The 25,966-nt window shown below is 35.8% G+C and carries 12 protein-coding genes; 7 read left to right on the top strand and 5 right to left on the bottom strand.

The window, feature by feature from the left end:
* The first annotated feature begins 355 nt into the window (after positions 1-355).
* The 7 genes from AC3IPI_RS11990 to AC3IPI_RS11960 all read left to right on the top strand — a co-directional run bounded on the left by AC3IPI_RS11990 (position 356) and on the right by AC3IPI_RS11960 (position 6,519).
* The gene (locus tag AC3IPI_RS11990) at positions 356-544 is read left to right on the top strand and encodes a hypothetical protein (protein ID WP_489159153.1); all 189 of its coding nucleotides are present in this window, start codon (positions 356-358) and stop codon (positions 542-544) included.
* A gap of 2,223 nt (positions 545-2,767) precedes the next feature.
* On the top strand, positions 2,768-3,229 hold the full coding sequence (locus tag AC3IPI_RS11985) for a YHS domain-containing (seleno)protein (RefSeq protein WP_489159152.1): 462 nt from the start codon (positions 2,768-2,770) through the stop codon (positions 3,227-3,229).
* A complete protein-coding gene (locus tag AC3IPI_RS11980) occupies positions 3,205-3,621 on the top strand; it encodes a DoxX family protein (protein WP_489159151.1) in 417 nt (138 codons plus the stop codon). Before AC3IPI_RS11985 ends, AC3IPI_RS11980 begins: the two co-directional genes overlap by 25 nt.
* A gap of 2 nt (positions 3,622-3,623) precedes the next feature.
* Positions 3,624-4,112: a DinB family protein gene (locus tag AC3IPI_RS11975; RefSeq protein ID WP_489159150.1), complete on the top strand. Its 489-nt coding sequence runs from the start codon at positions 3,624-3,626 to the stop codon at positions 4,110-4,112.
* Positions 4,100-4,810 (top strand): NRDE family protein, encoded by a 711-nt coding sequence (locus tag AC3IPI_RS11970; protein ID WP_489159149.1) that lies wholly within the window; start codon positions 4,100-4,102, stop codon positions 4,808-4,810. The genes AC3IPI_RS11975 and AC3IPI_RS11970 overlap by 13 nt, the downstream gene beginning before the upstream one ends.
* A gap of 11 nt (positions 4,811-4,821) precedes the next feature.
* Positions 4,822-5,856, top strand: coding sequence for a D-alanine--D-alanine ligase (locus AC3IPI_RS11965; protein ID WP_489159148.1), 1,035 nt, complete (start codon positions 4,822-4,824; stop codon positions 5,854-5,856).
* 3 nt (positions 5,857-5,859) lie between these two features.
* The gene (locus tag AC3IPI_RS11960) at positions 5,860-6,519 is read left to right on the top strand and encodes a hypothetical protein (protein WP_489159147.1); all 660 of its coding nucleotides are present in this window, start codon (positions 5,860-5,862) and stop codon (positions 6,517-6,519) included.
* Between the two features lie 111 nt (positions 6,520-6,630).
* Here the strand turns inward: AC3IPI_RS11960 and AC3IPI_RS11955 are convergent, their stop codons facing one another.
* The 5 genes from AC3IPI_RS11955 to AC3IPI_RS11935 form a co-directional block, all read right to left on the bottom strand.
* A complete protein-coding gene (locus tag AC3IPI_RS11955; protein ID WP_489159230.1) occupies positions 6,631-6,882 on the bottom strand; it encodes a DDE-type integrase/transposase/recombinase in 252 nt (83 codons plus the stop codon).
* Positions 6,883-7,450: 568 nt separating this feature from the next.
* Entirely contained in the window at positions 7,451-8,134 is a 684-nt protein-coding gene (locus tag AC3IPI_RS11950; protein ID WP_489159146.1) for a hypothetical protein, read from the bottom strand.
* A 176-nt stretch (positions 8,135-8,310) separates the two neighbouring features.
* Positions 8,311-10,257: an OmpA family protein gene (locus AC3IPI_RS11945; protein WP_489159214.1), complete on the bottom strand. Its 1,947-nt coding sequence runs from the start codon at positions 10,255-10,257 to the stop codon at positions 8,311-8,313.
* A 67-nt stretch (positions 10,258-10,324) separates the two neighbouring features.
* The gene (locus AC3IPI_RS11940) at positions 10,325-11,236 is read right to left on the bottom strand and encodes a PorP/SprF family type IX secretion system membrane protein (RefSeq protein ID WP_489159142.1); all 912 of its coding nucleotides are present in this window, start codon (positions 11,234-11,236) and stop codon (positions 10,325-10,327) included.
* A 137-nt stretch (positions 11,237-11,373) separates the two neighbouring features.
* A complete protein-coding gene (locus AC3IPI_RS11935) occupies positions 11,374-25,320 on the bottom strand; it encodes a DUF8202 domain-containing protein (protein WP_489159145.1) in 13,947 nt (4,648 codons plus the stop codon).
* Positions 25,321-25,966: the final 646 nt, after the last annotated feature.

Here is a 25,966-nt window from a genome sequence, read left to right as displayed (position 1 = left end):
TGTTGAACCAGTAAAATTGGGTACAATCTGCTGCCTTGTTACTAGTCGAAAATATGAGGTTTCAAGAAATACTTTCAAAGCATGGGCAGACAACATTAATTCAAATACCTACAAGCTTATTATTTCACTCACCACAAGACAACAAGAACAAATTTAACACTTTCTGCAATTTCAAAATCAGCAAGCGAATTTTGTTCTTCGATTCCTATCTTTAAAACAAGAAAATTGTTATGTTTACTGATCCCTTAATTGAAAAAACATCAGATAAAGATGAGTAGTGAACAATTCTATGATCTTTTGAGCTTCATTATTTATTAATAAGAAGACGAATAGTAAAGACAACAAATTCTTACCATTGACTAAAAAAGTATCCAAACCTAATAAAGAATTTATCACTTTACACCCTGGAACTGCTCTGGGAAGTAATATAACTCATATTAGAGCTTTAGAGGGTTTTAGTTATCCGAGCTTAATAACAGATACATATTCAAGAAAAATTGTGGGTTATGCTTTACATCTTAACCCTGAAGCAGTAGTTGAATAGAGCTCTCAAGACGACCTTAGAGAACAGAAGGCGAGTCTCTTCTTTTATATTAATATATCATTCCTACCGAGGAAATACAGTATTGTTCGCAGAATTACCCAGCACTTTTAAATAAGGATAAAATAGCTATAAACATGACTCTGACTGGCAGTCCACACGAGAATGAACTAGCTGAAAACTTTAATATAATTATCAAAAATGATTTCTTCTCTAAAAAGATCTATTAAGAACCATAAATAAGTAAAGAAAAATATTATAATTATAATTAATCATTATAACTTAAACGATTTCATGCAAGTCTTGATTATCCAACATCTAACCAAGCCCATCAAATCTCAGATACATTACAGAAATGATATTCTAAATATTATAGGATAGTAGGCATGGTAATAACAAATACATTACTGTTTCGTTTTCAAAAGAAATATATTTAAGGAAATTAAAATTTATACGCCTCACAGTGGTTATTACAAATTTAGTGATAATCTTAATTTTAACAAATTCATACAAAAAAACTTTAATTTATCAGAAGTAAAAAAAAAAGTGTCAGTAGAAGAAGGAATATATATTTTAAAAGATCTTTAAAAAGAAGAGAGAGAGAAAAAAAAGAAAAAAAATATCCAAAATTTTTGTTTTAGTATTCCATAAATTGATATTACTTTTCAACTAAATCAATCATCATACCGAAAATAATAGCCCTTTTATCAGCTACATAATACTGCTGCCGTAAAATGCTTTTTATTTTTCTAATAACTCTACTTTGGCTTCAAATTACATTATTTTTTTACTTAGGAGATTTTGCCACGGTAGAAGGTGTTTCGTTATCCCAATCAAAGTTATCAAATTTTCGAAGCCATTGAACAATTATAAAATGAGACTGAATATCATAATCTTTTTTTTAACTTGAGTAATTAAGCTAGCTCCCTGTTCAATTTCTTGAACAATTTAAGCCTTTAAAACATACTATAATCTCTTTGCATATACAATTCTTATTTTTTTTCATAATGATACTTTTTGTGTATATTTATTTTAAAGCTAGACACTAGACAAAAAAAAAACACCCTCTTTAGGAGGATGTTTTTTAGAAAAAATGATTATTTTTTTTACATTTAAATGTTATGAAAATAGATTTGTAAAATATTAAATTACCTAGTTGATTTCTAAATCTTTAACATTTATTGAGAATAAATCTCAAGAGAATCCTTTAATTAAAATACTACTTCAAATTAAAGGAAGGAAAAATTTAAAATTACCAAAAAAAACAAATATAACCCTAGTAAGAACGTATTTTGTACTTATAAAAAATAACAAGCATGTCTCAAAAACAAAACTGTTACTACTATCTCCAAAAAACAAATAAAATTGCAAGTACAAAAGCAACTATTCGATTTAAATCATTTTTTAATCAATTTTCTATGAACTTATTATTTGCAAATAAGCCTTTGCAAGATTACAGTCTATTTGTAAATCATGATGAAATATAAAGTTATAAAAACATAAGAATACAGTTTTTATATACAATTAGCTAATCCTGACAATTAACAATATATTAATTGCTACATATTTATTTTAGCATGAATAAAAAAGCACTAACCCTTAGGGCTTTAAAAAAAAACTATTATTTATAGTTTTGTCTTTCAATGTTTTATACATATAAAACATTACTAATGGATTCTTATTTTAAACTATCTTCTCATTGTTAACGCTCTTACAATGAATAAATCATATCAATATTTCAATCTAACTAAAATAAAATAGTTTTATGTTTCGTTGGACTAAATTGGATGAATTATTCACGCCCAAAGAGTTAACAGCTATTATTATTTTGATTGCACAAACCTATAACATTATCAGCTACTCTCATTATATGCTCCTCAATAGAGGTAAAACATTTTTTACAATTTTATCCATAGTTGACGTAAAAAACACCATCCTAATTATTTACAACATTCATTAATTATTCACAATGCTATTTAAATTACTATTACAAAAGTAGCTATCTAACATTTTTTCAATAACCTTATATCATAAATATGCGACAATAAGCATTCATTACTGCTACACTACAATTTACAAAATTCTAAAAATTACTATTAAGTAAAATAACATTCAATTCGAACGGATCTACGTAAAAAACTTTATTGACCTATTCTTACGGCTTTTTTATCAATTGAATTAATATTAACATCTGTTATTTTGCCCAAAAAACTAAAAACAAAATTCATGAGAAAAATTGCATTATTAATATTGATTTTCATTTCAACAATTTCAATAGCTCAATATGCCCCCAATCGTCTTAAGCTGTATAATCTAGAGAACAAAATCGCTATTCAAGGCTATGACCCCGTTGCCTATTTTAGCCAGGCAAAAGCTATAAAAGGCCAAAAAGAATTATCTGCTTCATATCAAGGGGTCATCTATAAATTTTCTTCAAATAAAAACAAAAGTGCTTTTTTAAAAAATCCTTCTAAATATGAACCTCAATACGGAGGCTGGTGTGCCTATGCTATGGGATATTCAGGTGAAAAGGTTGAAATAAATCCTCAAACCTTTAAAATTACAGACGGAAAACTTTACCTCTTTTACAATGCATACTTTAATAATACATTGACAAAATGGAATAAGGAAGAGAAAAACTTAAAATCAAAAGCAGATAACAATTGGAAAACAAAATATACAGAATAATGATACTTAGAAAAACACAATTAGAATGGATTTTGAGAACAGTTGCAGCTATTATTTTATTACAAACATTGTTTTTTAAATTTAGCGCTGCAGAAGAAAGTGTCTATATTTTTTCAAAAATAGGAATTGAACCTTATGGAAGAATCGGTTCTGGAATTATTGAATTAGTGATTGCTATTTTAATTTTAATTCCTAAAACAACATGGATTGGAGCTATTGGCGGAAGTGGAGTTATGTTTGGTGCGATTTCCTTGCATTTATTCGTTTTAGGAATACAGATTCAAGGTGATGGAGGTTTTCTTTTTTCATTAGCTATCATCACGTTATCATGCTGCTTAGGTTTGCTTTATTTAAATAAAAACAAAATTTTTAATGCTTTAAATTTAAAATAGTTATGTTATTAAAATCTATATTCTATAGTTTAGATGAACTAACTAATTTGTTAGATCAATTATCAGACAAAGATTATTCAAAAACTTGCAAAGAACTAAGCAATGCAACAATTGGCGAGCATATTCGACATATCCTAGAAATGTTTTATTGCCTTCAAAACAGTTATGATTCTGGAATCGTAAATTATGATAATCGTAAGAGAAACAAGCAAATTCAAACCGAAACTAAATATGCTAAACAATGCATTTGCGAAATTAAATTAGGCTTCAAAAGCGAAAATAAAATCATCTATTTAGAACAAATAATTGACGGGAATGCGCTAAAAATTCAAAGTAATTATCATAGAGAATTATTATATAATTTAGAACATTGTATTCATCATCAAGCATTAATAAAAGTTGCTATTTTGCAGCGTGAAAGCATTTCAATAAATCCAAATTTTGGTGTAGCCCGCTCTACTATCGAATATAGAAAACAATGTGTACAGTAACTTATATATATAATAAAAATGAGGTAATAATTACATCCAATCGGGACGAAAATATAATTCGTCCGGAAGCGATTCCTCCCAAAAATTATTCCGCAAATGGAAAAGATGTTGCTTATCCTAAAGACCCAAAAGCTGGAGGGACTTGGTTTGCTGTTGATTCTAAAGGATCAGTTTTAGTCCTTTTAAATGGAGGTTTAATAAAACATCAAAGCTTACCTCCATACAGAAAAAGTCGTGGATTAATTGTACTGGATATTATTTATAATGATTCTCCAAAGGATTTTTGGCATCAGATCGATCTACAAAATATTGAGCCTTTTACTTTGATTTTGTATCAGGAGAAAAAACTATATGAACTCATATGGAATAGTTATCATAAGCAAACTGCTATACTAGATGAAACCAAAAATCATATTTGGTCTTCCAGCACTTTATATTCAAATGAAACAAGAAAAAAAAGGGTGACTTGGTTTAATAATTTTCTAAAAAATAAAAATCTGATTTCGGCCTCTGATGCAATTAACTTTCATAATTATACTGAAAATCAAGATTGTGAAAATGGTCTAATAATCAATAGAGAAAACTCAATGAAAACATTGAGCATCACTCAAGCTATTACCCAAAAAAAAAATAGCACTATTAACTACCACAATTTAATAAATGAAAGAGACTATACAACCTCATTTATTACTTTATAAAAAATTTAAAAATGAAATTATTTTTTCATAAAATTACAAACTGGGAATATTGGCCATTCCAAATCTTATATATTCCAATTTATTTTCTTTGGATTTATTATTCTATAAAAGCGGGGTCCTTTTTTTTCTTTAATGCATCAAATCCAAAAATTAAAAATGGAGGATTTATAATGGAAAGTAAAAAAAAAATTTATGATTTGCTTCCCCAAAAATATTATCCTACAACTATTTTATTTAAAGAGAAAACCGAATTAAAAAAAATAGTTGCTACAATTATTGAAAGAGGAATTTGTTTTCCATTAATCGTTAAACCAGACATTGGTTTAAGAGGTTCTGGAGTAAGGAAAATTCAAAATATTTCAGAATTAAAAAACTACGTTGAAAAAGCAAATTTTGATTTTTTAGTACAGAAATTAATTCATTTTAAAAACGAAATAGGCATTTTTTACGTCCGTTATCCTGCTCAAAAAACTGGAAAAATTACAGGAATTGTTTCAAAAGAATTCTTGGTTGTTATAGGTGATGGAACCTCTACAATAGAAAATCTAATTAATCAGACACCAAGATTTAAGTTTCAATCTAAAGCCTTAAAAGAAGAATATGGTGAACAGTTACAAAGAGTATTACAAAAAGATGAAGCTGTAAATCTGGTTCCATTTGGAAATCATGCTCGTGGTGCAAAATTTCTCGATATAAGTAATAGAATTACTCCAGAATTAACAGCTATGATTAATACTATTGCTCTTCAAATTCCAGAATTTTATTTTGGTCGTTTTGATATCATGTATAATTCTTTTGAAGAATTAGAAAAAGGCGAAAATTTGTTAATCGTTGAGCTTAATGGAGCGGCCAGTGAACCCACTCATATTTATGATCCAAAACATTCTATTTGGTTTGCCTGGAAAGAGCTTTCCAAACATATTACTTATATGTATGAAATTAGTGCGGCAAATCATAAAATGAAAATTCCTTATTTAGAATTTAAAGCAGGAGTACGTGAATTCAAATTACATCTTATTCATAACAACAAGATAACCAGTTTTTAAAAATTGAAAAAAATAAAGAATATCTTAATTGGTTTTCTGGTGAGTTTCATTGGATCAATCCCTATTGGCTATTTAAATTTAATCGGCTTAGAAATTTACTCAAATTCCGGATTTTATAAACTAATTTTCTTTTTGTTTGGGGTCATTTTTATTGAAACCTTTATTATTTATTTTACGTTAGAATTTGCAAAACAACTTATGAATAATAAAAAAACAATGAAAATAATTGATTTCTTGAGTGTCGGCTTTATGTTTGCTTTAGCCTATTTATTTTTTTTGGATGCAATTCAAAAAAAAAATTCAAATAATAATTTGAATCTGTATATGATATATTCACCTTTTATGATAGGCGTAATTTTAAACTGCCTTAATTTTATGCAATTACCTTTTTGGACAACTTGGAATTTATTTTTAATAAATGAAAAACATATTACAACCCAAGAAAATTTAAAATATTATTATATTTTTGGAACTTTGACAGGTACTTTTTCAGGAATGTTAAGTTTTATTCTAATCTTAGAAACTATTATTTTGAAAACAAATGTAATTTCAAACTTTATACTGTCAGCTTTTATTTCGTCATTTTTTATCATTTTAGGAGGTATCCAAATGTTTAAAGTTTATAAAAAATATTTTAAAACAAGTTTCATTAATGAACCTTAAAATTTTGATTCTGTTTAATTTGAATTCAACAACTGGCTCTGTCACATCTGTCAGAATCAAATATAAGAATTTAAGTAACTTAAAAGTTAGCACGCCAATTTACAGAATGATTTAAACATAGATATCCCTGATCCAAACATTTGATTCTTCCTCAACATATGTACAAACTTCAATTCCACTTAAAGTTCGTTTGACCGATTTATAACTTTTAAAACCTAATCCATTATGTATAAACCACTTGATAAAATCATGGTCTTGTTCTAAAATATTGTTGAGATATTTACATCTCCGAATTTTAATCTTTGAGAAAGAACGCCTGTTATAAACTTTAATTGTTGCAGCATTAGAACCGCCTTTATCAATGTTTATTACTCTTAGCCAGCCCAGTTATTACTAATTCTTTAATTAAAAAACTGATCACTCGATTCTTTGTCTTTTTCTGGTCAAAAGAAAATACAACCTTATAACCTAATTTATCTACTGCCCTATATAACATCAAATACTTTTTATTTTAATATAGGCCTCATCCATTCTCAACTCACCCTAACTCTTCCTTTTCTCTGACTCATCTCTTACTCAGTGAAATGGGCAAACTTATAAAACCAGCGTTGGATTCTGGCATGATCAACAAAATCACACCTCAAATTTTCATTATTTCTTCAACGTCATGATAACTAAGTGTAAATCTCAATTTAAAATACTGAAGGATTATGTATTATGTACAACAATGACCTTTAGTATTCATTTTTTGTCACTTTTAAAAACCAAAGATAAAAAGTATTCCAAATGCGATAAAATCAAATAAAAGAATTACCTGTAAATACAAAGCACTTATAAAACAAAAAGACAGCTGCAAAAGATATTCTTGCAACTGCCTAATTACTTATTTTGATCTAACAAAACACTAATGTTTTTTTACAAACAGAGCGATTTAATTGTTTTTTTTCAATTTTATTTTATGCATTTTACTTTCAAATAGTGTCATTATTTTATCTGCTTTTTCTTTTTGTCCAATCCTTCTCAATGACTGAGCATATCTGTAATAATACGAAGCTTCTATTTCAGGAGACACTTTCAGCAACTTTCCATAATACCAAACGGCTTCATTCATTTTACCATCAAAATAACATTCATCTGCCACTTTTATAAGCATATCTGCTGTAACATATCCCTGGTCAATAATTCTCTTATATGTATCTGTTGGGTGTACAAAAATATATTTTTGATTTTCGGCTACAGCAATATCCGAAATTTTAATTGGGGGAATCGTTGTTGTAACATTATCTTTACTATACTTGGGCAGCATTTCAATTTTAGCGACTCTTCTCTTTTTATAAATAGGCGTTATTGTTCTTGTGTTGTTTGGTCCTAAATCATATGTATCAATCATGTCTAATTTTGAAACTTCATATTTGGTGACTCTTTTTCCAAAAACCATATTAATTGTTTCCACGACATAGTACGATTTTATAACTAGATCTCCATCAGCTTCAATATCTTTTGATGAAGATGCATTTTTTGTAGTAACGACAGGAGTAACAGAAACATTATTCTGCCCAAAACTTCTAGAAGAAAAAACACATAAGCTTATTATAATAATTTTAAAAGTTTTCATGATAACACTTATTATCTAAAATATCTTTTTAGAATTTTACAACCAATTCCCAGAACTAAATCACTCCTTTTAATGTAAAAAATTCATCCTTTTAAATACAATAAAAAAATATCTAACATTTCTATCAAACAATTTTTCTTGCTTATAGAGCTTTATCAAACTCAAACAATCAAGTATTACAACTTCGTAATAATAAACTCTGAACGTCTATTAGCTGAATGTTGCTCTTCTGTACAACTTGACACATTAGTCGGTTCGCAACCGCAATCATTCACCAATTGTGATTCGCCATAACCTTTACCAGTTAATCTCTTTGGACTAATTCCCTTTTTGACAAACCAGGCAATAGTTGATTTGGCTCTTCGATCTGATAATTTCATGTTATAAGGATACGTTTGTCTACAATCCGTATGAGAGCGAACATCAATTTCTAAGTTAGGATGCTGATTTAATACATCAAGTATTTTTGCTAATTCTAATTCAGCTTTCCTTGTTATATTGGCTTTATCTAAATCAAAATAAATCATTTTTATGTCAAAGCATTTCCCCAAATCATCACCAACTGTAACTCTGCATCCTTCTCCTACTGGATCCAGAATTAACGATAAATCAATTTTTTCGGTTGTCTCGGCAATAACGACGTTTTTTTCATTGGCATTGTATTCTATTTTTTCTGCTCTTGCAACATATGACTTCCCACATTCTACAGCAAAAGAATAATTACCATTATCATCTGTTATTGTTGAATTTATTTCTTTTGACAAGTTATCAAATAATGAAATTTTCACCTTCGCAAGTGGCAATCCGCTTTTTTTGTCAGTTACTATGCCAGATAATAATCGTTCGCAAGTGTATGCTATTTTCTTAGTTTCTACAAAGCTATAAATATCGTCACTTCCTTCACCGCCTTCTCGATTGGAACTTATAAATCCTGTTCTTGTCCCTTCATTAATTAAAAAAGCAAAATCATCTTTGGAACTATTCAACGGTTCCCCTACATTTATCACATCTCCAAAATTACCACTTTTGTCTAATTTAGACACAAAAACATCCAAACCTCCAAGGCCAGGATGCCCATCTGAAGCAAAGTACAATTCATTTTCTGCAGTTATCGTCGGAAAAGTCTCGCGTCCTTCTGTATTTATTCCCTTTCCTAAATTGACAGGAGTTCCAAAACTTCCATTATCATTGATTTTTACTTTAAAAATATCTGATCCTCCTAAAGTTCCAGGCATATTGGATGCAAAATACAACGTTTTATTATCTGCACTTAAAGCGGGATGTGCAACGCTGTATTCATTACTGTTAAATGGCAGCTCTTTTATATTGGTCCATTTATCACCCTGTAGTTTTGCCTGATAAATTTTCAATCGAGTAGTTCCTTCCTTATCTTTTCCTTTTTTTCTTAAATAATTGTTTCTTGTAAAATAAACAGTAGTACCATCTTTTGTAAAAACAGGTGTAGATTCATGCAATTTAGTATTAAGCATCTTTCCGTAATTTTTTACCCCAGATAGTTTTCCTTCCGAATTCATCTCAGCGGAATACAGATTTGTAAATCCTTCTCCTGTCCAGGAATGTTTTTTTGTTATGACAGTTCCAGTATCTCTTGCTGAGGCAAAAATTATTTTATCCTTATAATATGCACTCCCGTAATCTGAATGTTTTGAATTAATTCCGGCGTTTTCAATTTGATAACGGCCAGAATTCTTTTTAATTACATCTAAGTAATTTTTTTGAGATGATGCCAACACACCGCGGGAATCTAAGCTATTTATTTTATAAAATTTAGACATCATTTCATCAGCTTTTTTATAATCTTGTATTCCCTTTAATGATTGAGCATAACGATAGTAATATTCTGGTGCCACATCCTGAGTAAATGAAAATAATTCATTGTACCACTTTGCTGCATTGTTTAAATCAGCATTAAAATAATATGAGTCCCCAAGTTTTTCAAGCATATCTTGTGACTTATATCCTTTTTCATAAATACGCTCATAGGTTTTTATCGCATCAATATAGGCATATTTATCGAACTCCTTATCTCCTTTTATCTCTCTTGTTTTCTGTGAATAAGCATTCATCGAACAAACAAATATTAGTAAGAAAAAAAGTTTCATTGCTGCTGATTTTTTATAATAGTTTCTTTGAAACTTGTAAATTTTCGTTTTCATAAATAAGTAAATTTTAAAAGAATCTTGGAGAAATTATTCGATTCGTTTTGTTAGGTAATTCAAATCTCAAAAATATTTCATGAGAGCCTGAATTATAATTATTTAATTTAGTGGTTTCTAAATCGTAACCATAACCAATATACATACCATCAGTAATCTGAAAACCAGCCATAGCACTTACTGACGCACTCCATCTCCAGGCCAATCCCAAAACAAATTTATCATTAAACATGAAATTTCCTGACACATCCAATTGCAATGGAGATCCTGATACACCTTTCAATAAAAAAGCTGGTTTAAACTTTAAACTAGGAGATAAATCAAAAACATAACCTCCTATTAAATACAGGTTCATTTTCTCTTTATTAACTACTACTTCATTGTCATTATATCTATTGCTCTCAAATAAATTAGGTGCTGATAATCCTACATACAATTGATCAGAATGGAAATATATACCTGCTCCTACATTAGGAGAAAAACTATTATCAAAGTTTTGTAAAGATGGATCATTTGAGTCTTTGGGATTTAATTTGCTAGGGTCTAGACTAAAAAAATTACCACTTGCTTTCACTCCAAAAGATAATTTATAAAATGCTGAAGTTTGAATAGTGTAAGATAAATCTGCTGACAACGTATTCTCTTGAGTTGGTCCCAATTTATCACTAACGAAAGACAATCCTCCTCCAAGATTACTTCCCAAAGGGGAATTAATTGAAAAAGTACCAGTCCTTGGTGCGCCGTCTAACCCAACCCATTGGGTTCTGTACAATCCAAAAATACTCATTACCCCCCTTGATCCGGCATAAGCTGGATTCACATTAATAGTATTATACATGTATTGGGTATACTGAGCATCCTGCTGGGCATAACTCCCTAAACTTGTTAGGAGTAATATTGCGAAAAAAGTATTTTTAATTTTCATATGTAAATCCTATTTATTTGTTTTTAGAATACTATCTCTTTTTAATTAATAATCAATATAACACTGACCACACAGCTTAACATTTAGAAAAAAATTATATAAGGGGACAATAATTATATTGTCCCCTGTATATTCTCCTATTTCGTTAGATATAAATATCCTGCTTTGCTTAAAATTCTTCCTTCGAAATCTGTAAATTTCAAAATGTAATAGTAAGTCCCATCAGGTAATCCTTCTGACTGTTTTATTGTAGCTCGTCCATCAGAGAAACCTTTAAATGAAATCTCCTTATTATTATAGCCTTCTGCCGAATAGACAAGTACTCCCCAGCGATTGTAGATTTCAACCGAATTTTTAGGATAACAATCTAAACCTTCAATATGGAAGTAATCATTATCTCCATCTCCATTTACAGAAACAAGATTAAAGACTTCTAATTTACAGCCATTAACAGTTAAAACTGTCGGTTCATCTTTTGTAATGCTATTCTTGTCAGATAAATCTTTAACAATAACGCCTAGTGGACTTGTTCCTGAAACAGTACCCTGACTAGAAATACTGCCAACATTCAAATCTTGAGCTGTAATTGTATAAATTTCTGTGAAACTTGTACTGTCACTTTCGCCAGCCAATAAAGATATTGGGCCGCCAGAGATAACAACTCCAGGTAATGGATCACTGATTGTAATATCAACCAATGGAACATCTCCCGTATTAGTTACGACAAAATTATATCGTGTTTTTTCTCCTACTTGTGCTAATCCATCTCCATTCTCATCCAGAAACTCAGCAGTTTTTACCAAAGCAATAGATGGATTTTGCGGAAGTACTTTAATTGTAACATTTGCACTATCACAGTTTGTTGGGTTCAATACATCACAAATCATATAATTAACAATATAGATTCCTGAAGCTGTATTTGGAGATACACTTACAGTACCATCATCATTTAATGTTAAACCATCTGGAACCGTAATTCCTGTTAGTTTTATCTCTCCTGTACTTAATACTATAGGATTACCATTTAGGATATCATTCCCTAGAACTACACCTGTTTTACCTCCTGGGTAACTGTAAATTTGCATTCCAGTATAGTCATCATCAACAGCATCGATCGGATTCAATACCACGATAGTATCTGTTACCGAATCATAATTGGATGGCACTACTGCCAATCCTGTCGCTGGGTCAACCTCACATATCGTGTACGTAATTGGGTAACTGCCTGATGGTGTGTTGGGCGCAAGGGTCAATATTCCTTGGTCATCAATTGATAATGGTCCTGCTGTTACCGGAGTAACATCAGTATTATCAGCCGTTACCGGAACTCCGTTTAAGGTATCATTTGTCGTTACGTTTCCAACTGTGGTTGGAGTTGTAGTACCTGGCGTTTGTGTTGGGAAAGTATCTGCAACTGCATCAATTGGATCCGAAACTACAACAGTAGTTGTTACCGAATCACAATTTGAAGGAGTCACTGCAGTACCTGTAGTTGGGTCAACCTCACATATCGTGTACGTGATTGGGTAACTGCCTGATGCGGTGTTGCCCGCAAGGGTCAATATTCCTTGGTCATCAATTGATAATGGTCCTGCTGTTACCGGAGTAACATCAGTATTATCAGCCGTTACCGGAACTCCGTTTAAGGTATCGTTTGTCGTTACATTTCCAACTGTGGTTGGAGTTGTAGTACCTGGTGTTTGTGTTGGGAAAGTATCTGCAACTGCATCAATTGGATCCGAAACTACAACAGTAGTTGTTACCGAATCACAATTTGAAGGAGTCACTGCAGTACCTGTAGTTGGGTCAACCTCACATATCGTATACGTGATTGGGTAACTGCCTGATGCGGTGTTGCCCGCAAGGGTCAATATTCCTTGGTCATCAATTGATAATGGTCCTGCTGTTACCGGAGTAACATCAGTATTATCAGCCGTTACCGGAACTCCGTTCAAGGTATCATTTGTCGTTACATTTCCAACTGTGGTTGGAGTTGTAGTACCTGGTGTTTGTGTTGGGAAAGTATCTGCAACTGCATCAATTGGATCTGACACTACAACAGTAGTTGTTACCGAATCACAATTTGAAGGAGTCACTGCAGTACCTGTAGTTGGGTCAACCTCACATATCGTATACGTGATTGGGTAACTGCCTGATGCGGTGTTGCCCGCAAGGGTCAATATTCCTTGGTCATCAATTGATAATGGTCCTGCTGTTACCGGAGTAACATCAGTATTATCAGCCGTTACCGGAACTCCGTTCAAGGTATCATTTGTCGTTACATTTCCAACTGTGGTTGGAGTTGTAGTACCTGGTGTTTGTGTTGGGAAAGTATCTGCAACTGCATCAATTGGATCCGAAACTACAACAGTAGTTGTTACCGAATCACAATTTGAAGGAGTCACTGCAGTACCTGTAGTTGGGTCAACCTCACATATCGTGTACGTGATTGGGTAACTGCCTGATGCGGTGTTGCCCGCAAGGGTCAATATTCCTTGGTCATCAATTGATAATGGTCCTGCTGTTACCGGAGTAACATCAGTATTATCAGCCGTTACCGGAACTCCGTTTAAGGTATCGTTTGTCGTTACATTTCCAACTGTGGTTGGAGTTGTAGTACCTGGTGTTTGTGTTGGGAAAGTATCTGCAACTGCATCAATTGGATCCGAAACTACAACAGTAGTTGTTACCGAATCACAATTTGAAGGAGTCACTGCAGTACCTGTAGTTGGGTCAACCTCACATATCGTGTACGTGATTGGGTAACTGCCTGATGCGGTGTTGGCCGCAAGGGTCAATATTCCTTGGTCATCAATTGATAATGGTCCTGCTGTTACCGGAGTAACATCAGTATTATCAGCCGTTACCGGAACTCCGTTCAAGGTATCATTTGTCGTTACATTTCCAACTGTGGTTGGAGTTGTAGTACCTGGTGTTTGTGTTGGGAAAGTATCTGCAACTGCATCAATTGGATCCGAAACTACAACAGTAGTTGTTACCGAATCACAATTTGAAGGAGTCACTGCAGTACCTGTAGTTGGGTCAACCTCACATATCGTATACGTGATTGGGTAACTGCCTGATGCGGTGTTGCCCGCAAGGGTCAATATTCCTTGGTCATCAATTGATAATGGTCCTGCTGTTACCGGAGTAACATCAGTATTATCAGCCGTTACCGGAACTCCGTTCAAGGTATCATTTGTCGTTACATTTCCAACTGTGGTTGGAGTTGTAGTACCTGGTGTTTGTGTTGGGAAAGTATCTGCAACTGCATCAATTGGATCCGAAACTACAACAGTAGTTGTTACCGAATCACAATTTGAAGGAGTCACTGCAGTACCTGTAGTTGGGTCAACCTCACATATCGTATACGTGATTGGGTAACTGCCTGATGCGGTGTTGCCCGCAAGGGTCAATATTCCTTGGTCATCAATTGATAATGGTCCTGCTGTTACCGGAGTAACATCAGTATTATCAGCCGTTACCGGAACTCCATTTAAGATATCATTTGTCGTTACATTTCCAACTGTGGTTGGAGTTGTAGTACCTGGTGTTTGTGTTGGGAAAGTATCTGCAACTGCATCAATTGGATCTGACACTACAACAGTAGTTGTGACTGAATCACAATTGGATGGCACTACTGCCAATCCTGTTACCGGGTTTACCTCACATATCGTGTACGTGATGGGGTAACTGCCTGATGGGGTATTGGGCGCAAGACTTACTACTCCTGTTGCATCGATAGAAACCGGTCCTGCTGTTACTGGAGTAACGTCTGTATTGCTAGCCGTTACCGGAACTCCGTTTAATCTATCATTTGTCGTTACATTTCCAACTGTGGTTGGAGTTGTAGTACCTGGTGTTTGTGTTGGGAAAGCATCAACTACTGCATCAATTGATCCTGACACTACAACAGTAGTTGTTACCGAATCACAATTTGAAGGAGTCACTGCAGTACCTGTAGTTGGGTCAACCTCACATATCGTGTACGTGATTGGGTAACTGCCTGATGCGGTGTTGGCCGCAAGGGTCAATATTCCTTGGTCATCAATTGATAATGGTCCTGCTGTTACCGGAGTAACATCAGTATTATCAGCCGTTACCGGAACTCCGTTCAAGGTATCATTTGTCGTTACATTTCCAACTGTGGTTGGAGTTGTAGTACCTGGTGTTTGTGTTGGGAAAGTATCTGCAACTGCATCAATTGGATCCGAAACTACAACAGTAGTTGTTACCGAATCACAATTTGAAGGAGTCACTGCAGTACCTGTAGTTGGGTCAACCTCACATATCGTATACGTGATTGGGTAACTGCCTGATGCGGTGTTGCCCGCAAGGGTCAATATTCCTTGGTCATCAATTGATAATGGTCCTGCTGTTACCGGAGTAACATCAGTATTATCAGCCGTTACCGGAACTCCGTTCAAGGTATCATTTGTCGTTACATTTCCAACTGTGGTTGGAGTTGTAGTACCTGGTGTTTGTGTTGGGAAAGTATCTGCAACTGCATCAATTGGATCTGAAACTACAACAGTAGTTGTTACCGAATCACAATTTGAAGGAGTCACTGCAGTACCTGTAGTTGGGTCAACCTCACATATCGTGTACGTGATTGGGTAACTGCCTGATGCGGTGTTGCCCGCAAGGGTCAATATTCCTTGGTCATCAATTGATAATGGTCCTGCTGTTACCGGAGTAACATCAGTATTATCAGCCGTTACCGGAACTCCGTTCAAGGTATCATTTGTCGTTACATTTCCAACTGTGGTTGGAGTTGTAGTACCTGGTGTTTGTGTTGGGAAAGTATCTGCAACTGCATCAATTGGAGCTGAAACTACAACAGTAGTTGTTACCGAATCACAATTTGAAGGAGTCACTGCAGTACCTGTAGTTGGGTCAACCTCACATATCGTATACGTGATTGGGTAACTGCCTGATGCGGTGTTGCCCGCAAGGGTCAATATTCCTTGGTCATCAATTGATAATGGTCCTGCTGTTACCGGAGTAACATCAGTATTATCAGCCGTTACCGGAACTCCATTTAAGGTATCATTTGTCGTTACATTTCCAACTGTGGTTGGAGTTGTAGTACCTGGTGTTTGTGTTGGGAAAGTATCTGCAACTGCATCAATTGGATCTGAAACTACAACAGTAGTTGTTACCGAATCACAATTTGAAGGAGTCACTGCAGTACCTGTAGTTGGGTCAACCTCACATATCGTGTACGTGATTGGGTAACTGCCTGATGCGGTGTTGGCCGCAAGGGTCAATATTCCTTGGTCATCAATTGATAATGGTCCTGCTGTTACCGGAGTAACATCAGTATTATCAGCCGTTACCGGAACTCCGTTCAAGGTATCATTTGTCGTTACATTTCCAACTGTGGTTGGAGTTGTAGTACCTGGTGTTTGTGTTGGGAAAGTATCTGCAACTGCATCAATTGGATCTGAAACTACAACAGTAGTTGTTACCGAATCACAATTTGAAGGAGTCACTGCAGTACCTGTAGTTGGGTCAACCTCACATATCGTGTACGTAATTGGGTAACTGCCTGATGCGGTGTTGCCCGCAAGGGTCAATATTCCTTGGTCATCAATTGATAATGGTCCTGCTGTTACCGGAGTAACATCAGTATTATCAGCCGTTACCGGAACTCCGTTCAAGGTATCATTTGTCGTTACATTTCCAACTGTGGTTGGAGTTGTAGTACCTGGTGTTTGTGTTGGGAAAGTATCTGCAACTGCATCAATTGGATCCGAAACTACAACAGTAGTTGTTACCGAATCACAATTTGAAGGAGTCACTGCAGTACCTGTAGTTGGGTCAACCTCACATATCGTATACGTGATTGGGTAACTGCCTGATGCGGTGTTGCCCGCAAGGGTCAATATTCCTTGGTCATCAATTGATAATGGTCCTGCTGTTACCGGAGTAACATCAGTATTATCAGCCGTTACCGGAACTCCGTTCAAGGTATCATTTGTCGTTACATTTCCAACTGTGGTTGGAGTTGTAGTACCTGGTGTTTGTGTTGGGAAAGTATCTGCAACTGCATCAATTGGATCTGAAACTACAACAGTAGTTGTTACCGAATCACAATTTGAAGGAGTCACTGCAGTACCTGTAGTTGGGTCAACCTCACATATCGTGTACGTGATGGGGTAACTGCCTGATGCGGTGTTGGCCGCAAGGGTCAATATTCCTTGGTCATCAATTGATAATGGTCCTGCTGTTACCGGAGTAACATCAGTATTATCAGCCGTTACCGGAACTCCGTTCAAGGTATCATTTGTCGTTACATTTCCAACTGTGGTTGGAGTTGTAGTACCTGGTGTTTGTGTTGGGAAAGTATCTGCAACTGCATCAATTGGATCCGAAACTACAACAGTAGTTGTTACCGAATCACAATTTGAAGGAGTCACTGCAGTACCTGTAGTTGGGTCAACCTCACATATCGTATACGTGATTGGGTAACTGCCTGATGCGGTGTTGCCCGCAAGGGTCAATATTCCTTGGTCATCAATTGATAATGGTCCTGCTGTTACCGGAGTAACATCAGTATTATCAGCCGTTACCGGAACTCCGTTCAAGGTATCATTTGTCGTTACATTTCCAACTGTGGTTGGAGTTGTAGTACCTGGTGTTTGTGTTGGGAAAGTATCTGCAACTGCATCAATTGGATCCGAAACTACAACAGTAGTTGTTACCGAATCACAATTTGAAGGAGTCACTGCAGTACCTGTAGTTGGGTCAACCTCACATATCGTATACGTGATTGGGTAACTGCCTGATGCGGTGTTGCCCGCAAGGGTCAATATTCCTTGGTCATCAATTGATAATGGTCCTGCTGTTACCGGAGTAACATCAGTATTATCAGCCGTTACCGGAACTCCGTTCAAGGTATCATTTGTCGTTACATTTCCAACTGTGGTTGGAGTTGTAGTACCTGGTGTTTGTGTTGGGAAAGTATCTGCAACTGCATCAATTGGATCTGACACTACAACAGTAGTTGTGACTGAATCACAATTGGATGGCACTACTGCCAATCCTGTTACCGGGTTTACCTCACATATCGTGTACGTGATGGGGTAACTGCCTGATGGGGTATTGGGCGCAAGACTTACTACTCCTGTTGCATCGATAGAAACCGGTCCTGCTGTTACTGGAGTAACGTCTGTATTGCTAGCCGTTACCGGAACTCCGTTTAATCTATCATTTGTCGTTACATTTCCAACTGTGGTTGGAGTTGTAGTACCTGGTGTTTGTGTTGGGAAAGCATCAACTACTGCATCAATTGATCCTGACACTACAACAGTAGTTGTTACCGAATCACAATTTGAAGGAGTCACTGCAGTACCTGTAGTTGGGTCAACCTCACATATCGTGTACGTGATTGGGTAACTGCCTGATGCGGTGTTGGCCGCAAGGGTCAATATTCCTTGGTCATCAATTGATAATGGTCCTGCTGTTACCGGAGTAACATCAGTATTATCAGCCGTTACCGGAACTCCGTTCAAGGTATCATTTGTCGTTACATTTCCAACTGTGGTTGGAGTTGTAGTACCTGGTGTTTGTGTTGGGAAAGTATCTGCAACTGCATCAATTGGATCTGAAACTACAACAGTAGTTGTTACCGAATCACAATTTGAAGGAGTCACTGCAGTACCTGTAGTTGGGTCAACCTCACATATCGTATACGTGATGGGGTAACTGCCTGATGCGGTGTTGGCCGCAAGGGTCAATATTCCTTGGTCATCAATTGATAATGGTCCTGCTGTTACCGGAGTAACATCAGTATTATCAGCCGTTACCGGAACTCCGTTCAAGGTATCATTTGTCGTTACATTTCCAACTGTGGTTGGAGTTGTAGTACCTGGTGTTTGTGTTGGGAAAGTATCTGCAACTGCATCAATTGGATCTGAAACTACAACAGTAGTTGTTACCGAATCACAATTTGAAGGAGTCACTGCAGTACCTGTAGTTGGGTCAACCTCACATATCGTGTACGTGATTGGATAACTGCCTGATGCGGTGTTGGCCGCAAGGGTCAATATTCCTTGGTCATCAATTGATAATGGTCCTGCTGTTACCGGAGTAACATCAGTATTATCAGCCGTTACCGGAACTCCGTTCAAGGTATCATTTGTCGTTACATTTCCAACTGTGGTTGGAGTTGTAGTACCTGGTGTTTGTGTTGGGAAAGTATCTGCAACTGCATCAATTGGAGCTGAAACTACAACAGTAGTTGTTACCGAATCACAATTTGAAGGAGTCACTGCAGTACCTGTAGTTGGGTCAACCTCACATATCGTATACGTGATTGGGTAACTGCCTGATGCGGTGTTGCCCGCAAGGGTCAATATTCCTTGGTCATCAATTGATAATGGTCCTGCTGTTACCGGAGTAACATCAGTATTATCAGCCGTTACCGGAACTCCGTTCAAGGTATCATTTGTCGTTACATTTCCAACTGTGGTTGGAGTTGTAGTACCTGGTGTTTGTGTTGGGAAAGTATCTGCAACTGCATCAATTGGATCTGAAACTACAACAGTAGTTGTTACCGAATCACAATTTGAAGGAGTCACTGCAGTACCTGTAGTTGGGTCAACCTCACATATCGTGTACGTGATTGGGTAACTGCCTGATGCGGTGTTGCCCGCAAGGGTCAATATTCCTTGGTCATCAATTGATAATGGTCCTGCTGTTACCGGAGTAACATCAGTATTATCAGCCGTTACCGGAACTCCGTTCAAGGTATCATTTGTCGTTACATTTCCAACTGTGGTTGGAGTTGTAGTACCTGGTGTTTGTGTTGGGAAAGTATCTGCAACTGCATCAATTGGAGCCGATGTCACATTCACTACAATGATATCAGTACAACCATTGACATTTGTCCATATAAACGTATAATTCCCAATTGCACTAAAACCTGTAATTGTCGTCGTTGGACTATTTGGTGTAGTAATAGTAGCTGTTCCTGGATTACCTACTTGCTCTGTCCAGGTACCTATACCTATTGCTGCCATGGTAGTGCTTCCAAATCGAAATGCTGCTAGATCATCCCCTGCATAAGATATTGAGACTGTTACAGTGGCTGGTAAACTAGCGCTCCCTGCCGCATCTTGTTCTCTAAAAGTAAAAAAAACTATATCAGCTCCACTATCAGGATTTAAAGTCAATAAGGTGGGATTATAATTAGAGATCAGTTGTCCCGCTGTTACTGCTACATTATTGTAATATAATATCCCATTAGCTGGTAAAGCGGCTATTATTATTTTATCGGTGTTACTGCTTCCAGTATAAGAACCGTCTTCAGTATCACTACCTGTAAGGATAGGTATGCTAACTCGTGTCCCCCCTCCAAAATCAACCTGACAAGATATTGCAGGATCCGCTACTGGTATTCTATTAATACCAAAATTAGCATAACTAACATTGGTTGCACCTACCACAATATTGGTCAATATGCCATTTATGGTACCATCATTTCCTGCGGCTGTTCCCAGATTTTCACCTGTATTAATCCAATCGCCCAGAAGGCTTGGAATTGCAATCGTTGATCCAATCGTTCCGGGAATGGTGCTCAATACAATATTATAAGTACCAACGGCTGGTGATGCAAAGGTGTAAGCTCCGTTTGCTGCTACTGTAGTATTGGCCAATACATTTCCTGTATCACTTACCAATATGGCAGTTAAGCCTCCCGCATCTGTACCTATTCCGTTTACAGTATTGTCAGTTAAACCATTTGCATCGTCAAATACTGTCCCGCTTATGGACGATATCACTGAAACATAATCTTCTACTTCACCATTATCAAATACATTATCAAAATCAGTGAAAATAACTGGTCTGTCAGCAACAATAAGTCTTGAGGTATATTGTCCAGTAACTCCAACAGGTGGAATTACTGAAACTGGAACTGTCACAGGACTTGCCGTTACTCCACTGCCTCTGTAAAAAGCAGAAGCACCACTGCCATCAACATCATCTGCAAAGTTACCGTTGTTATTCCAGTCAAACCATAACCCATAATATACTGTGGTACCTGAGGTGTTACTATTTAGCGTTACATTGAACCTATTGATTGAACTTGTTGGTCTAATTAACCCATCTTCAAAAGTATCTATAGAGCCTGTTGCATTTCTAAGTGCATTTGATTCAGTACTTACGCCCAAACCTGCCCATACCGAATTGTTTGATCCAGTCGGCACTCCAGCAATAAGGCAATTCGTTACTTTTCCCTGTGCTACTGGCCATGGTGCAGCCATATCACTATAATCGTAACTATCTATACTTTTTACTACAAAACTGACAACAGAACTACAGCTACCATTAGAACCTGTCACAGAATAAGCCCCAGGTATGTTTGCGTTAATAGTGGAAGCGTTACCAGGATCAGTTACTCCACCAGGGAAGGTCCAAGTATACGTCAGTCCCGATGGTGTAACCACAGGGTCACCAATTATACCACTAGGTGCATGGGATAATATAGAAGCAGGGATTTCTTGTTTCGCTATTGACGGACCAGCATAAGAAACTGACAAAGAAGATGTTCCTACTGCACTTTGAAAATAATTAACTTCAATCGTATGAAGCCCCGCCGACAAAGTTATAGCCCCAGAATCGACTTCGGTAAGAGTATGGCTTCCATCATTACTAATACGTAAGGAACCATCTATATACAAATTACTTCCATCATGACTGTTGGTATAAAAATTATAACTACCAGCTGTTGTAATATTAATAAAACCATAATATTTAACTCCGAAAGAAACAGCAGGCGTACTAATTCCTGCAAGATTCATCTGTCCAACAACTCCTTCACTGTTAGGTTCTTCATTATAAAAACCACTAGCAATAGTATTAAAATCAGAGCTGGCAAACAACGATGATGCATCATAAGTGTTATAGAGCTCATATTTCAGATTAGGGCTAAATCCTGTAGCACTAAGTGTGACAGTTGGGTTAGCGCAGCTTAATTTGTTTTTACCTCCTATGATAAAATTAGATACTACCTCTGGGTTTACAGTAATCGTTGTGTTTGCAGTTACCATACAGCCATATTTATCTGTATAAGTACAAGTATAGATACCAGAATGTGAACTAGTAACATCAGTAATCGTAAAATTAGCCTCTGTACTAGTGAAACCATTTGGGCCAGTCCAGCTCACATTTGCGGGGATAGCTTCTATAGGTGTAACCGAAGAGCTAAATTGCACCGTAGAACCCACACATGGTATTGAAAGTTCTGAGGTAAGTGTGATAGAACTTATTGGGAGATCCACTATTAAATTTTCAGTATAGCTACAACCTCCATCATCAGTTACAGTCAATACATAGGTTCCCATATTGGCCGCAGTAGGGTTGGTAAGTACAGGATTAGGCAAATTACTGGTGAAACCGTTAGGTCCAGTCCAACTATAACCAGTTACATTAACATTATATGCTATAGCTCCACTATTTAAGGTAATTGTATTCGAACCGCAGACGTGATTGGTTTTAGGAAACAATACCATATTCCCAAAATCAGAAAAATTACTAAAATCTCCACCCCCGGTACTTAACAGATTCTGATAAAAATAAAAATTACCTAAGCTGTTATCTACACTTATTACCTGTCCTGGCGTAAAAAAACTTGTTATAGTCTTCCTGCAATACTGCCAGCGAATGGGGTTTGTTGGGTCTTCGCCAGGGATGTCATGAAAGTCAGTTGCCGTGATGATATCACTTCTCCCATTTAATAAAAAGGCTCCCACTATATTTTTTGGCGCTAAAAAATTGAAAGTGGCATTGACCGCAGAAGCAGGATATAGAAATGCAACTAACTTGGCTCCTTTACAAGTTGCAATGGGAGTAAGAACGCCCCCTCCCAATTCCGTTTGATATCCGCCCATTTGATAGACCATTACAGGCTTATCGGCAATGATGGTGGCAACATTTTTTCCTGTTGGAAGCGTGTAGCTTACATATTTTCCTTTGTCTACGACCAAAGTGGTAATTTTGGTTTGATCGTTTACGGTAATTTTTGTACCATCTTCTGAACCAAATATAAAAACACTTTCCTTATTTGTATCTCTAAGGCTGGTACGTATATGGGAGTATTTTAAACCGAATTTACTTACTGGAATTACCTGGTCCCCAACATTATCAGCAGATACATCATATGCCAGTAAGTCATCACTATAGGTAACCACTATAGGAAGATTACTTGTAACCAAACTTCCTCCTAAATGTTTTCCTTTAGTTCCTATAGCTTCTGCAGAATAACTCTGTCCTTTATTTAAAATAATGGTAAAAGGCACATTGGCTCCGTGTCCTACTATGGCTTCACTTGGGGTTATGGTGACTTGCGTTGCATCTTGAGTAGCCGTAACCACAAACACAGTCTTAGAACCTGGAAAACCTCCAATGTCAAAGATGTTTTGCCCTGGTATAATAAAGAAAATTCCCAGAGCATTAGGCCCTCGCAGTGGGAAAGTTCCATAATTATCAATTTTTTCGTTGGCGTAATAAGCTCCCATTCTACCAAATATTCGTATCCTAAGACCTCGGTTTAAAATTGTATTGGATGGTTCAACCGTAATATTATTAATAAGCGAGGTCAAATCCACCATTTGAGAGCCTTTTGGAGCGACTGTTCCCTGGATTGGAGTAAAGGGGGTGGCTGTAGATTCAGATGCCGGCATATCAATAATGTAGGTAGCGTATTCTGTAGCTGAAACTCCTGTAAAATGTATTTTTTGAGGAGATCGGTAACCAGGTGCCCATGCTGGCACACCATACCAAAATTCAAAATCGGCATTAATTGGAAGTGTATTTGTCCCAATAGCTAAAGTAAAATAATCATTATTAATAAAGGATACTCCTGTAAACTCAAGGATGTCGTTGGTTGGTCCCACAAGGTTTCCAACGATTGGCTCAGCTCCAGCAAAACTATTCGATGAACTTTTTAACAACGCTACGCTTGATAGATTAGGATTTCTAAGCAATTCTGGAATATTTCCAATAAACATTCTAATTGTTACCGTTCCTGGATTAGCAGATTTACTAACCCTCCACACCCTTTGCAAGCGCTGTCCATAGCCTGCAGGAGAATCGGTAGAGCGCAAAGTTATATTGGCTCCGTTATCGCCCGCAATTAAATAATCGCCATTGCTTAAAGCTGTCGGACTTTCTATTTCGACAATAGAACCCGCATTTACACTTTTTGATTTAACTTGATTTAGCCCCGAGCCATCATCTCTTGCAACCCCCGCCACATCTTTGCTAAAGCCGCTATGTGTTGCAGAAGCGCTTGGGTATATCGTTGTTCCATCGCTATTTACATAATTAGTTGCTATAGTTTGATCTAAAGTTATGCCATATTTAACTGCCAGATAACTTTCTATTTTATTTCTCTCCGTCTCGCTTACATCCCTTGAATATCCTATTACCTCGGCAATACTTCCACCCAAAGCTGCTCCAGCAGCTCCTCCAGCTGCTCCCAAATGAATTGTTCCAGGAACACCTGTTACAGTTGACGCTCCACCAAGCAATTTTCCTTCGAAATAAAAAGATGCATTATTTGAACCTGCAGAAGTGCTAATTGCAGAAGTGATACTTGGTGTTTCACCAATTGGTTGTGTTAAAGAACCTACCCAGTTTCCAGCATAAAAACGCGCTGTATTTTGATAGGGGCCAATCAGCCAATTATTGCTCCCTTGAACCGCCCTTCTACCTGTAGTAGAATTACTAGTACTATTATAGACCACAAAAAAACTGTATGGGCGTGTTACAATATTTATTGAAGAAGACATCCCATCGTCCGTTAGGTCAAAATTTACCGATGGATTATTGTTAAAAAGAGCTGAAGTTGTAGTGAAAGTAGGCTGTTGGTTTACTACTGCCTGTGTAAAATTACCGCTTCCACTCTGGCTAGCCCAATCAGTTACATTACTTCCACTGCTTGTTACTCCGGCATTAGCTTTTAACCACAATGTAAGATCGGCACTTACGGCTCCTGGAGTTTGTCCTCTTAGTTTATTGCTTGGTAATAAAAGAACTAAAAAAACAATGACAATTAATAGTAATAATTTTTTCATATACATTTAATTAAAATTAGACCTATAAATAAAACTTCAAGCTATTCCATACTAAAAACATGATTGTTTCTTTGTACTAATATTTTGCCAGTCATGTCATGCAAACCGGATATAAAAGCTTCAACATCTTTGCGAGGAATAAACAATACAATTATTTTGGCTTTTGCGGCTTTTCTTTAGTAACTAATTTCACCTTGCAATCAAATTTTTGTAATGTCTCCTTCAGAGCATCATTGTTTCGGGTATCACTAATTAATATATTGTCACTAATCTTAGATTTATTATAAATCATTTTCTATTCGCTTTAATTTGAAAAATAAAAACATCACATTATGGAATTTTATTTTAAAGCAAAACTATCTTTGATTAAGTTCTTATTATCTTTATATTTTTCTTAAAAAAATTTTAGAAATTATTATAAATTTTAGATTCACAAAAAAACTATACGTTTTTTCAATATATACCAAGTTGTATAGATGTCTAAATATGTTAATAGGGCTACAAAATAGTAGGTATCAACATCTTGAATGTTTTCTAAAAACAGCAATTTATAGGGGGTACTATAGTATAAACAGAGACTTTTATCTTAGATCTCTTAATAAAAAATTCATTTAAATTTTATTAAAAAAATAATTACTTAAGTTCT

It is taken from the genome of Flavobacterium sp. GL_143 (genome assembly GCF_057834355.1).
The sequence above is the reverse complement of the archived record's forward strand: the minus strand, read 5'-3'. Positions and strand labels throughout refer to the sequence as shown.

Bases quoted from the DNA above. Each gene is read 5' to 3' on its own strand.
- AC3IPI_RS11950 (WP_489159146.1), bottom strand. From the start codon at position 8,134: ATGAAAACTTTTAAAATTATTATAATAAGCTTATGTGTTTTTTCTTCT.
- AC3IPI_RS11970 (WP_489159149.1), top strand. From the start codon at position 4,100: ATGTGTACAGTAACTTATATATATAATAAAAATGAGGTAATAATTACA.
- AC3IPI_RS11935 (WP_489159145.1), bottom strand. From the start codon at position 25,320: ATGAAAAAATTATTACTATTAATTGTCATTGTTTTTTTAGTTCTTTTA.
- AC3IPI_RS11975 (WP_489159150.1), top strand. From the start codon at position 3,624: ATGTTATTAAAATCTATATTCTATAGTTTAGATGAACTAACTAATTTG.
- AC3IPI_RS11940 (WP_489159142.1), bottom strand. From the start codon at position 11,236: ATGAAAATTAAAAATACTTTTTTCGCAATATTACTCCTAACAAGTTTA.
- AC3IPI_RS11965 (WP_489159148.1), top strand. From the start codon at position 4,822: ATGAAATTATTTTTTCATAAAATTACAAACTGGGAATATTGGCCATTC.
- AC3IPI_RS11945 (WP_489159214.1), bottom strand. From the start codon at position 10,257: ATGAAACTTTTTTTCTTACTAATATTTGTTTGTTCGATGAATGCTTAT.
- AC3IPI_RS11985 (WP_489159152.1), top strand. From the start codon at position 2,768: ATGAGAAAAATTGCATTATTAATATTGATTTTCATTTCAACAATTTCA.